Source organism: Nostoc sp. NMS8 (genome assembly GCF_017115045.1).
In the GTDB taxonomy this organism is placed as follows: domain Bacteria; phylum Cyanobacteriota; class Cyanobacteriia; order Cyanobacteriales; family Nostocaceae; genus Nostoc.
Map to the genome: position 1 here is coordinate 1 of NZ_JABXKK010000086.1, position 11,686 is coordinate 11,686.

Annotated in this window: 10 protein-coding genes; 4 read left to right on the plus strand and 6 right to left on the minus strand. The window is 40.6% G+C overall.

What is annotated here, in order from left to right; translation table 11 throughout:
- The first annotated feature begins 224 nt into the window (after positions 1–224).
- Positions 225–587, plus strand: a complete 363-nt coding sequence (locus tag HWQ39_RS16725) for a VOC family protein (RefSeq protein ID WP_292847151.1) — start codon at positions 225–227, stop codon at positions 585–587.
- A gap of 337 nt (positions 588–924) precedes the next feature.
- On the opposite strand, the gene HWQ39_RS16730 is transcribed toward HWQ39_RS16725, so the two are convergent.
- On the minus strand, positions 925–2,265 hold the full coding sequence (locus HWQ39_RS16730) for a hypothetical protein (RefSeq protein WP_292847154.1): 1,341 nt from the start codon (positions 2,263–2,265) through the stop codon (positions 925–927).
- A 46-nt stretch (positions 2,266–2,311) separates the two neighbouring features.
- A complete protein-coding gene (murG, locus tag HWQ39_RS16735; protein WP_292847157.1) occupies positions 2,312–3,385 on the minus strand; it encodes an undecaprenyldiphospho-muramoylpentapeptide beta-N-acetylglucosaminyltransferase in 1,074 nt (357 codons plus the stop codon).
- A gap of 84 nt (positions 3,386–3,469) precedes the next feature.
- On the opposite strand from murG, the gene HWQ39_RS16740 reads away from it, so the two are divergent.
- Both HWQ39_RS16740 and HWQ39_RS16745 read left to right on the plus strand, forming a co-directional pair.
- Positions 3,470–4,309: a nuclear transport factor 2 family protein gene (locus tag HWQ39_RS16740; RefSeq protein ID WP_292847160.1), complete on the plus strand. Its 840-nt coding sequence runs from the start codon at positions 3,470–3,472 to the stop codon at positions 4,307–4,309.
- 127 nt (positions 4,310–4,436) lie between these two features.
- Positions 4,437–5,216 carry an SDR family oxidoreductase gene (locus HWQ39_RS16745; RefSeq protein WP_292847162.1) on the plus strand — a complete coding sequence of 260 codons (780 nt, stop codon included), beginning with the start codon at positions 4,437–4,439 and terminating at the stop codon, positions 5,214–5,216.
- Between the two features lie 292 nt (positions 5,217–5,508).
- On the opposite strand, the gene HWQ39_RS16750 is transcribed toward HWQ39_RS16745, so the two are convergent.
- From HWQ39_RS16750 to HWQ39_RS16760, 3 genes are all read right to left on the minus strand, one after another.
- Positions 5,509–6,531, minus strand: coding sequence for a tetratricopeptide repeat protein (locus tag HWQ39_RS16750; protein WP_292847165.1), 1,023 nt, complete (start codon positions 6,529–6,531; stop codon positions 5,509–5,511).
- A 262-nt stretch (positions 6,532–6,793) separates the two neighbouring features.
- Positions 6,794–7,324 carry a GNAT family N-acetyltransferase gene (locus HWQ39_RS16755; RefSeq protein WP_292847168.1) on the minus strand — a complete coding sequence of 177 codons (531 nt, stop codon included), beginning with the start codon at positions 7,322–7,324 and terminating at the stop codon, positions 6,794–6,796.
- Between the two features lie 136 nt (positions 7,325–7,460).
- Entirely contained in the window at positions 7,461–8,474 is a 1,014-nt protein-coding gene (locus tag HWQ39_RS16760) for an Npun_R2821/Npun_R2822 family protein (protein WP_292847170.1), read from the minus strand.
- A gap of 560 nt (positions 8,475–9,034) precedes the next feature.
- Here HWQ39_RS16760 and HWQ39_RS16765 point away from each other — a divergent pair.
- Positions 9,035–10,915, plus strand: a complete 1,881-nt coding sequence (locus tag HWQ39_RS16765; RefSeq protein WP_292847173.1) for an ABC transporter ATP-binding protein — start codon at positions 9,035–9,037, stop codon at positions 10,913–10,915.
- Positions 10,916–11,032: 117 nt separating this feature from the next.
- On the opposite strand, the gene HWQ39_RS16770 is transcribed toward HWQ39_RS16765, so the two are convergent.
- On the minus strand, positions 11,033–11,671 hold the full coding sequence (locus tag HWQ39_RS16770; protein WP_292847175.1) for an acetoacetate decarboxylase family protein: 639 nt from the start codon (positions 11,669–11,671) through the stop codon (positions 11,033–11,035).
- Positions 11,672–11,686: the final 15 nt, after the last annotated feature.

The window sequence follows — 11,686 nt, forward strand, 5'->3', positions numbered from 1 at the left end:
TTAATCAACTTTTGTTACTTCAGTAAACCTGATGCAAGTTATTAGTTTTGCTTATTAGATAGTCATAATTTAGTGTTTGCAGGTGTTCCAAATGCATAAAACACGAAATGTTAGATATATTTACCTGGTGTTAGCCCTGAAAAGATAAAATAGGAAAGAGTATTGTTGTTATCGACTCTAGATAGTTAATTGAATTACTACCGAAATTAGGAGGGAGGTGTGACATGACAATTACTCTAAATCACACAATAGTGCCCGTACATGACAAAGAAGATTCGGCAAAGTTCTTTGCAAATATTTTTGGTTTAGAAGTCGAAGTTCCCATTGGCCACTTTGCTGCTGTACATATTAATGATGTCCTAACACTTGACTTCGCCGACGCCCAAGTGTTTGAGTCTCATCATTATGCGTTCCATGTCAGTGACGAAGAATTTGACGCGATCTTTGCGCGCGTCAAAGAGGCGGATATTGAATACAGTAGTGACCCTATGCATCAAAATAAGGGACAAATTAACCACAGAAAGCAAGGTCGTGGCTTCTATTTCTATGATCCCAATGGTCACAACTTAGAACTGTTGACCAAATAATTCATAATGGCGCTTCTACGTCGCTCTAAGCGTTGGCGCAGCCTCTCTAAGAGTTGCGATAGGTTGGCGTACTTCGTAGGAGAAGCAAGCTACGCGTACCGTGTCGCAGACAAGCCTCTCGTAGAGAAGGCTTTACGCTACACTAACACCGTTTTTTCATCCCCTGGCTCGCCGTCCCTCCGATGTCTTGGGGGGACTACAGGGGGGTGTTATTATGTGCATTTTCATACAGAATTGGTATAACGTAATTCGTAATTAAGAGGGTATAAACCCTATTGGTTACAATTACGAATTACTTTGACCCAGGCTGAGATTGTTTTGACATCAAGTTAAAGCATTACTTTTTTATTAAAAAATACGCTGTTGCATAGTCTGGCAATTGTGTGATATTCTGCCCAAATTCTTTTTTATTCTGAAAAATACCTGCCAAAAAATCGAGTTGATAAAGATTGGGTAAAAAGGCTCCACCTGTATCAGCAATAACTCCCATTTGCAGATGTTTACGACCACCCTGAGTATGCTCAATCACAATCACTTTACCTAAACCGATATTCAAAACATCTCCAGCAAAAGTGACTCCAGGTTTTATAGAAATTTTTGCATCTATTTTGTATCCATAACCTTTAATAGCATCAACTTCTCTAAAATACCAATAACGCTTTTGTGCTGTTGCCTTTAAACCCCGAATATAAGACATTCCATTATTTCTGTCTACATTAAAAAAAGCTTTATAACCATCTGTAAAATTAATCAGAATTGTTCCTTCCATAATTGCTTCTTCTAAGCCATTTCTGGTTAGGTAAGCAAGAGTTGTAACTTTGCCAAATTCTCTCCCGCCTGGTTCATAAATCCCAGATAAAACATCCTGTTTTGTGTATCTAGTGTAGAACTTATCGTTATTAGAGTTTTCTTTTAAGCTATAAATTGGTGTATTAAAAGCAGAGGTTTTCTTACGAGAACCAGGGTGAGTAAAAACAGCATATTTGGTAATTCGTAATTGTTTTTGCTGTTTACTATTTGGGTTATAGGCAGACCATTTAATGACTCGAAAATTGGTATTGATAAATTTAGGGTCTTGTAAACGAGTAGCTCGATTATTAGCAATATCCTCTTTTAAGACAACAATCATGAAATCTAAAGTTTTGAGGACATCTGGTACAGTAACTCCTTGAGTAGCAAGTATTCCTGTACGTAGAATATCTGGGTCTTGTGAAGCATAGTCTTGAAAATATTTTCTAGTATTAACGAGAACGGTTAATAAATCTCCTTGATTGAAGTTAACTTTACTACTTGGCAGTTTTCCTGGAGTAACAACCTGGCTGCCATTAATACTAAATTTATATTTTTTAAATTCATCAACAACTGAATAGGGTGAAGATGCTGCTAATAAATTTTGTCGAGATGAAAAAAAGTTTTGCTTCCCGATAATTTCTTCAGATATTTTTTGGGTGAAAAAAGGATTTTGAGGCTTTGAGGTAAGTGGATCGGCAACTTGATTGGAAGTGAAAGAAATCTGTGATTGAAATGGGGCAAAATTATCTTTTGTAAAAGACTGATCTGGTTCAGCTATCTGCTGAGTTTTTGACTGAGTATATAGATAGTTACTGGCTAAACTAACAAGTAGTAAACCAGCAAAACCGACTGTGAAGCATAATTTTTGCTTAAATAAGATATTCATAAATTGGAAAATAAATTCCTACTTCAATATGTGAATTTTGAATTGTTTAAGTTTCTACAACCTCACGCACTAACTGCGCCAACTTTTCGGCACTATCAGGAATAGCGATCGCATGAGCTTTTTCACCCATCTTTGCTAACTCTTGCGGTGACTGTAACAAATTCAACACAATACTTTGCAATGCTTCTGCCGTCAACTCCGATTGCTTCAAGGTTAACGCTGCACCCGCTTTGGTAAATACGTCTGCATTGTAAGATTGATGATCTTCGGCGGCAAAGGGGTAAGGAATCAAAATCGCTGGTGTTCCACACACTGCCAATTCTGTCAAGCTACCTGCGCCAGAACGACTAATAGCAAGAGTTGCTCTTTGCAACAAGGCTGCCATATTGTTGTAAAAAGGTAAGGCTATGTACTGTGGATGTTTGAGGCTATCTGCTTGCGTGTCGCGATCGCCAGTTAAATGTACTACATAAATACCAGCATCAAACCAAGCTTTTGCAGATTCGCGCACCAATTTATTCACGGCAACAGCACCCTGACTACCACCAAAGACGACAATTAAAGGAACACCATCAGGAATAGCTAAATCCAGTGGTGCATCAATTGCCCCATCCAGAAATTGCGCTCTTACGGGAGTACCAACATAGACATTTTTGGCACGGGGTAAATACTTAGCAGCAACTTCAAATCCCAAAGCTACCGCACTACACCAAGGGCCAAAAAAGCGAGTTACTTTACCTGGTAAGGCGTTAGATTCGTGGAAAACCACGGGTAAACCAAGGGAACGCGCTGCAATGACGGCTGGCCCGGCAATGTAACCGCCTGTGGTAAACACCCCTTGAAAATTTCCCTGTTTGAGAATTCGTCTGACTTCTAGAATCGAAAGGGCGAGTTTACCCAAAATCCGAATTGAGGAGAGTCCAAACCCTTGCTGAAACCCTTCAACTGCAATAGTATTCAAGGGATACTGTTTGGGGACAAGTTGAGTTTCTAGCCGATCGGGTACTCCCAGCCATTCTATTTGATAATCTGGAAGTTTTTCTGCCAGTGCGATCGCTGGAAACAAATGTCCACCAGTCCCACTGGCAGCTATTAATAATCGTATCGGTGCGTTTGCCATCAAACCTCTACCGTTTAGCGTCTAGCTTAACTAAGATAAAACAATTTGCTTACTTTCTCTAATCAAATCAGTAAATTCTTACCAATGACTAACATTTTTACCGCCTTAGTGAGATGCCAACTCAAATTTCCAGCAAATATCTGGCTGGTTTCCTGCCTACTGACTATTGGTTTAACAAGCGGTTGGCAACGCATTCTGGCGACGACACCACAGCAATTAGCCCAAGCGGGTACAGCCCCAAATGCATCAGCCGACCTGAAAAACCTGTTGACACAAGTTGATGCAGCTGCCAGTCGGGGCGATGTGAAAGGGGTGTTGCAATTCTACAGCCCCAATTTCACTCATGGGGATGGATTAAACCTCCAAACCCTAGAAAAATCTTTAGCTTCACTTTGGCAACGATATCCGAAATTGCAATACACTACGAAATTGCTATCTTCAAAACCTGAAGGCAATGGGGTTATTGCCGAAACAGAAACGAAGATAACTGGCTTACCTTCTGGTAGCACTAATAAATTGTCTCTCAATGCCACAATTAAATCACGTCAGCGCATTGAAGGCGGAAAAATAGTCCGTCAAGACATTTTGTCAGAACGCACCCTACTTACCTCTGGTAGCAAGCCGCCCCAAATTGATATTAAGTTACCACAGCAGGTGGTGGTTGGTCAGAAGTATAATTTTGATGCGATCGTCCAAGAACCACTTGGCGATGATTTTCTACTAGGAACGGCGCTAGAAGAAGCCATCCAACCAGAGAAATTTCTCAACCCCACACCTGTGGATTTGCAATTACTGACATCTGGCGGACTGTTTAAAGTTGGACAAGCACCATCTACCCCTGGTAGCCAATGGGTTTCTGCTGTCATTCTGCGGGGTAATGGGATGACGATGGTAACTCAGCGTCTGCAAGTGGTGAAAAAGTAGAGACGTGATGAATCGCGTCTGTACAAGAGTTAGGAGTTATAGCCCGACTGATGATAAATTATGAACGATGAAACTTGAGCTAATTCATAATTCATAACTGTTAACTCCTGACTCTTAACTTATCCTAATGACTTCTCTACAAAATCAAATCATTTTAATCACTGGTGCAAGTAGTGGTATCGGTACTGCTTGTGCCAGAATCTTTGCTGGTGCGGGTGCAAAACTTATCTTGGCAGCACGACGGTTAGAACGTTTACAGCAGCTAGCAGATACTCTTAATAAAGATTTTAGTACTGAAATTCATTTATTACAGCTAGATGTGCGCGATCGCAGTGCTGTCGAATCTGCTATTGCTACTCTACCCCCCGCCTGGGCTGACATCGACATTCTCATTAATAATGCTGGTCTAAGTCGCGGTTTAGACAAGTTGCACGAAGCCAGCTTTCAAGACTGGGAAGACATGATTGATACTAACGTTAAGGGTTTACTTTACGTCTCCCGCTATGTTGTTCCGGGAATGGTGAGTCGCGATCGCGGTCATGTGGTAAATTTAGGTTCCATTGCCGGACATCAAACCTATCCCGGTGGCAATGTCTACTGTGCTACTAAAGCTGCTGTCAGAGCAATTTCTGAAGGTTTAAAACAAGACCTGTTGGGAACGCGGGTACGTGTAACTTCCGTTGATCCTGGTATGGTAGAAACGGAATTTAGCGAGGTACGCTTCCACGGAAATACTGAACGCGCCAACAAAGTCTATGAGGGAGTTACACCTTTAACAGCAGATGATATCGCTGATGTGATATTTTTCTGTGTGACGCGATCGCCCCATGTCAATATCAATGAAGTTGTGCTGATGCCTGTTGACCAAGCAAGCGCTACCCTAGTTAACCGCCGAACATCAAAATAACCCATCTCCATACCATTTAAAAAAGCTTACTCTTTTTCAGGTAAATAGACCACGCAGTAGGGGCACAGCAATGCTCATTGATGTCAACTAAGGTTAAACGGGCGGTTAGAAACCGCGTCTATACAAACAAAAGCTACCGATCCTGGGTTTCAAACCCTTAATTTGAATTTAGTCCGCGGAGGCGGACAATGCCAGTGTAGCCGCGAATTCTATTCGCCAGGTCTTAAGTTGACACCTATGCACAGATGTGGTTCAAATACATGAAAACTGATGTAAGACTTTACCTACTTGGCTAGAGTGAATCTACGAACTGCTGTACTTTTTCTAGGAGTGCCTGATGTTCGATTTGTTCCGCTAACTCTTGGGCATTTTGGAAACACCATCGTGCCATTTTTTTGCGTCTGGTTGTGGCGTAAAGGTTTCCCATATTCAGCAAAGTCGAAATTTCTCCCAGAACATCGCCCAGTTGTTGATAAATTACAATGGCTTGTTTGTAAAACTTCATTGCCTGCCGATGCTGTGCCAGAGTAGTGTAGGTAAAACCAATGTTATGAAGGGTTGTAGCCTCACCAGAGCGATCGCCAATTGCCTGACGTGTCAAAAGAACTTGATAGTAGAGTAATAGAGCTTCTTTCGGTTTTCCTAAATCATGATAAACAGAAGCAATATTATTCAAAGTGGTTGCTTCTGCAAGCAAATTCTTCGCAGCTCGTTGAATTGGGAGTGCTGCTTGAAAAAATTCTAGAGCTTGCTCAAACTTGCCTAAAACATTGTAGGCGAACCCAATGCCATTTAGGGTTGTTGCTTCACCAGAAAAGTCACCTAGCGATCGCCGCATCGTCAAAATTTGGTGTTGTAACAACAGTGCCCGTTTTGGTTCTCCCAACCGGGTATAAATTAGCGCCACGTCATTGAGCGTAGAAACTTCACCTTGAATATCTTGCAATCGCCTGAAGATGGAAAGCGCTTTGTCAAAATATGCCAACGCCTGCGAAAATCGTCCTAGACGGCTGTAGGTAGAACCCAAATTGCTAAGTGCAGTTGCCTCTGCGGAAGCGTTGCTAATTTCAACAGCAACCGAAAGCGCCTGATGAAACCGCTCTAATGCTCTTCGAGGTTGCGAGCAACTGAGGTAAGCTAAACCGAGATCGTTCAATGTATAACCTTCCCTAGCTCGGTCTGGAATTGCTCTAGCTAGGTATAAATTCTTGGTTGCCAGATCGAGATACTCTTGAAATTTACCGCGCTGATAGTAGCGGTTTGCTTCATCACGACGTTGTTCCCACTCTTTGACTTGATTTAATGGTTGCGTCATCTGACCTCAGTTGCACTCTGCGATAATTAAGCAGGACATCTCTTGGGAATGAACCTCTCTTAGGTTTCCCAAATTTTAACCTCAATCTTCTATCTTTAGATATAAGACGTAAAGAGATAAGTATGGTATTATTCCATCTTTACATGAATATTTATGAAGCAATTAATACAAAATACCTTAGTAGAGGCGCACAAAATCTGACCTTTTTCCTGAAAGGAGAAAGGTTTTGACGGGGGCTGCTTCCTTGAGATTTCCGACTTATTTAAGATTTCAAAATGTAAACAGAATCATCTGGCTGCCATTCTGTGCGTGAGATAGCGTAGTAAACTACATCATGACCGTAATAGCTAGCATCTTTTTCATACTTCATCCCTAGCTTTTGAATCACACGCACTGAAGCGATGTTTTCTGGATGTGCGATCGCAACTATCCGATCTAGCTTCACTTCCCCAAATCCAAACTTTAAAGTTGCTTGTGAGGCTTCAGTCCCCATTCCCATATTCCAATAGGACTTGTCAAACACATAGCCAAGCTCAATTTCTGGGGTATTTTCCAGAAAACTAAGTCCACAACGGCCAATCATTTTACGAGTTTCTTTGTGTATTACTGCCCACATCCCAAAGTTGTGTTGTTGCCACTGTTGGATATGTTTGTTTAAACTTGTCTGGGTTTGTTCCCTTGTTCTCGGTAACAGATACCTCATCACTTCTGCATCGCTGTAGAGGCGAAATAGGTAATCAAAATCATTTAGAGAGAAGCGCCTTAGTTGCAGCCGCGCAGTTTCTATCTCCATAATTGCCCCAATTCAGAATTAAATTTAGAAATTGTCACGATAATTATCCAATTCCTATTCTGAACGAGGCAGAGCAAAATACAAGCACTAACCAGATTTTTTTCAAATCTTCAGTTCTTGTCAAATATTCCCAAACTTAAGTAAGAGCTATTTGAAGTTTCTTCACTACTTTTTGAATTAATCGATTACTTTTGGTAACAATGTTCGGCTGTTTTAGTTGTTGCGGTCTTTTCTCCGGTTCTTTAAGAAAACGATAGTATAAAAACTCGTCTCTGTAACAAATATTGACATCTTCGCCTTGACATAAACGGGCAAAATCAGTAGAAGAATAGTTCATGTAGTGAATACGATGAATTGGTTTTAATTCATCTTGGTTGTAAAGAATATTATTAATATTTACAAAGGGGTCTGAATTAGCACAGTTACCTGTTCTTTCTTGACCGTTTGGACTGAGAGTAAAATTAAATAAGGCAAGATTTGATTTCCATGTCAAATAATTAAATAAATGTGCATCATCCCAACATGCAGTTAGCCATTCAATCTCTCCATCTTCAATTAATAATTTCTTATATAAATCTAAATCTTTTTCTTGAAATAACCCTGATTTAGAACCAAAAAAATCAGAGCAATGGAGTCTAGGACGTATGTCTTTTTCGGAAGCAATCTTGGACTTTTCTAAAAGTGGAATATTTAATGGTACTTTTGTACGTTCTTTAGTGTGTATCCAGTCATCAAATACAAAATTGTAAGCGTTTAATTTTTCCAAAATATCATCAACTGGCTTCATAAGAAGGCTATCAGCATCACAAAATAAAAACTGATTAAAATGTCCGTTAAAAACACACATTTTTCTTTGTAAGTGACCTGATGACCACCAATTACGTGAAATTTTGGAAGTTCTAGCACCTGGGTGAACTGCCCAAATTTTGTGAGAAAAATCTTCCCAGTATTGTATTGCCTCCCAATTCTCAAAAATGCTGACGTTTTTTCTAGACTTTATTTCTTTTTGAACTAAGTCTAATTTCTCATTATAGGGAATAATACAAATAGGAATATCTGGGCTAACATTAACTTCAATACTATTCAACAATGCCACTAGCTGATCGTAAACAGCATCATTTGCAAGTGTATAAATACCGAAAGATTCCATAAGATAATATCCTAATTTTTATATTTAGTTTATTTGTAATGCTTCTGGTGCGATCGCAGCCTCGATCGCGTCAGTAAGTTGATAGATAAGAACTCAGCATAACCATTATAAATAGCGTTTTTAGGTAAGTCAACGAATTCAATTCTGACGAAATTTTCTTAAAAGTGCCCAATTCTATAATTAATTTCATCATTATTACTTGATGGATATTGATTAAAATTCATGCTAGGCGATCGCGTCGAAAAATCTGGAAAAGAATTCGTAATGATGCTCTCTATGAGACACTGCACGTAGCTTGCTTCTCTGTAAGGGTACGCGGAGTCGCTACCTCTGCGCTAACCTAATTTATCATGACGCTCTTTAGGAGACGCTACGCGCAGCGTGGAGAAGACAGTAATTAATTTTTGTAACGGTAATCAAGCAAGACAAGAGCCACAAAACTTGCCGAGACTCGGCTGAAGGTTCGCCAAATGTCTTGTTTGTTGCTCTTGAGCGACAAAATTGATTAAGACAAATTGTTAGGCGTATTTTTTTGCAAACATTAATATAATGCTCTTACTATGAGCATCTACCAATCTCTCAAAAAATCTTACAGGCAAGACAGACGCCGTGAAAATGACTGGCGGTTGTTTTTGCGTCTAGTACCCTATGCCCGTCGTAGCGGAAGGTTATTGGCGCTGTCGATGTGCCTACTAGTACCGATCGCCCTAGCGAATGCCTTACAACCGTTCTTAATTGGCCAAGTGATTTCCCTGATTCGGCATGAACCAAGCGCTTACGAATTTTTTCGGAATCGTCCCCTCTCCCAAGGGTTAAATATCCTAGAGGGATCACTGGTGATTGCGATCGCCATCCAATTAATGTTGACAGGTGTCCAAGGTTACATAGTCCAAAAGCTAGGGCAGCAAATCACCGCAGCAGTTCGACAAGACTTATTCCAGCATGTGACATCTCTAGCAGTGCGCTTTTTTGACCGCACGCCCGTAGGTAAATTAATCACCAGAATCACCAGCGATGTGGAAGTGTTGGGTGATGTCTTTTCGACTGGGGCAATTGGCATTGTGTCCAATTTGTTTTTAATGCTGGTAACTTTGAGTTTAATGTTTTCTATCCAGTGGCAACTCGCTTGCTTGCTGCTATTAATACTATTACCAATTAGCTGGTTAATTGTTTACATTCAGAAACAGTATCGCAAAGCCAATTACAAAGGGCGGGAAGAACTTTCTATTCTGAATTCGCAGTTACAAGAAAATGTACTTGGCATTAACGTCGTCCAATTGTTCCGCAGAGAAAAATTTAATGCTGAATTGTTTCGTGCTACGAACAACAACTACACTCAGCAAGTGGATAAAACCATTTTTTATGATTCATTTGTTTCCGCAACCTTAGAGTGGATCGGACTAATTGCGATCGCAGGTGTTTTGTGTGTGGGTGGGTGGTTGTTATTGGGAAAAAGCTTGACTTTTGGAACATTATCTACATTTATTTTGTATGCCCAGCGATTATTTGATCCCTTACGGGATTTTGCCGAAAAATTTACAGTAATTCAAGCTGGTTTCACTGCCATTGAACGCGTCGGCGATATCTTAGATGAACCGATAGAAATCCGCGATCGCGCCAACGTTCGTTTCTCAATCTTTGATGCGAAATTTGGCTACATAGACGAAATCGTGGCAAATCTAGAATCCCCAGACCTCACTTCTCCCCCAGAACTGGGAGAAATTCATTTCGATCACGTCTGGTTTGCTTACAAAAATGATGATTACGTAATTAAAGATTTAGACTTTACCATTCATCCTGGTGAAAAAATTGCATTAGTAGGCCCCACAGGTGCGGGTAAAACTTCGATTATCCGGCTTTTGTGCCGCCTCTACGAACCTACCCAAGGACGCATTCTCATCGATGGCGTAGATATTCGAGAAGTCCCACAGGCAGAACTGCGGCGCTACATGGCAGTAATTTTACAAGAAGGCTTTTTGTTTGCTGGCGATGTTAAAAGCAATATTTCTTTAGGAGATGGCTACACTATTGAACAGATTCAACAAGCAGCAGAAGAAACCAACATTGCCCAGTTTATAGAAGAACTACCCCAAGGTTATGATACTCAACTTCGAGAACGGGGCACAAATATTTCTAGTGGTCAAAAGCAACTTTTAGCCTTTGCGCGGGCTGCCATTCGCAATCCCCAAATTTTGGTATTAGATGAAGCTACCGCTAGTTTAGATGTTGCTACAGAAGCTTCCGTTCAAGAGGCATTAAACCAGCTATTGCTCAGACGTACCGCCATTATTATTGCTCACCGCTTGTCTACAATTCGCAATGTAGACCGGATTTTTGTTCTCAAGCGCGGCGAATTAATCGAACAGGGAAGCCACGATCAATTACTGCAACAGCAAGGGCTTTACGCCACCTTACACAACTTGCAGATGTTGGGAAGTTAGAATATTTTCTAAATAATCTCAAATGGGAGATAGCGATCGCTATCTCTGTGACGACATCTACAAAAAAAAGTGAAAGCTCAAGGTGTCTTATTTTAAGTCAAATGAAACACCTTTAAATTAATCTAAAATTGATTGACCTACCACTTTTGGCGCATCAACCCGCAAACTCATCTGCTCACAACGCACAGTTAACCAAGGCTGACCTAAACCTATTCCAGAAAAAGGACTTTCGCTAGAAATTTCTAAATTAGAACTAATTAAACCCAACACAGACTCAAATTCAGCAGGGAATATCAGCAAATCAGCACCCTTGGCGCTGAAAGCAGAGGCACTTAACCACTGTCTCCATGCCAAGCTTTGTTGATTATACTTAAGACTACACAACTTCCGGTTTTCCTGATGCACAGCAACATACTTTCCTTGTTCCCAGGTGAACTTAGCTAATTCCTTTGGTAGTCCCCAAATTTCTCGACCGCCAGCCATCGAATCAGCATTATCTACATAAATGTGAGAAATCCAAGCGCCGATTTTCCTCTGGTAATTAACCAAAGCTGGGACAACAATTAACTCACTGTACTCCAGTACCGAGCCTGACCCATAATGAGATAAATATACACTAGCGAGAGTTTTACCAGGCCATACAGAAATAATTTCTAACTCTAAAGGAATCAAAGGACGCACTTGGTCAACATTTACCAAATGCAGAGTTTGGATAGCATAACCCTGAAGTGTCCAAGGTGCTTGTGGATATGGCATAAGGCAATAAACTTG

Excerpts from the sequence above, each read along its gene's own strand:
- HWQ39_RS16725 (WP_292847151.1), top strand. The coding sequence starts at position 225 with ATGACAATTACTCTAAATCACACAATAGTGCCCGTACATGACAAAGAA.
- HWQ39_RS16730 (WP_292847154.1), bottom strand. The coding sequence starts at position 2,265 with ATGAATATCTTATTTAAGCAAAAATTATGCTTCACAGTCGGTTTTGCT.
- murG (WP_292847157.1), bottom strand. The coding sequence starts at position 3,385 with ATGGCAAACGCACCGATACGATTATTAATAGCTGCCAGTGGGACTGGT.
- HWQ39_RS16740 (WP_292847160.1), top strand. The coding sequence starts at position 3,470 with ATGACTAACATTTTTACCGCCTTAGTGAGATGCCAACTCAAATTTCCA.
- HWQ39_RS16745 (WP_292847162.1), top strand. The coding sequence starts at position 4,437 with ATGACTTCTCTACAAAATCAAATCATTTTAATCACTGGTGCAAGTAGT.
- HWQ39_RS16750 (WP_292847165.1), bottom strand. The coding sequence starts at position 6,531 with ATGACGCAACCATTAAATCAAGTCAAAGAGTGGGAACAACGTCGTGAT.
- HWQ39_RS16755 (WP_292847168.1), bottom strand. The coding sequence starts at position 7,324 with ATGGAGATAGAAACTGCGCGGCTGCAACTAAGGCGCTTCTCTCTAAAT.
- HWQ39_RS16760 (WP_292847170.1), bottom strand. The coding sequence starts at position 8,474 with ATGGAATCTTTCGGTATTTATACACTTGCAAATGATGCTGTTTACGAT.
- HWQ39_RS16765 (WP_292847173.1), top strand. The coding sequence starts at position 9,035 with ATGAGCATCTACCAATCTCTCAAAAAATCTTACAGGCAAGACAGACGC.
- HWQ39_RS16770 (WP_292847175.1), bottom strand. The coding sequence starts at position 11,671 with ATGCCATATCCACAAGCACCTTGGACACTTCAGGGTTATGCTATCCAA.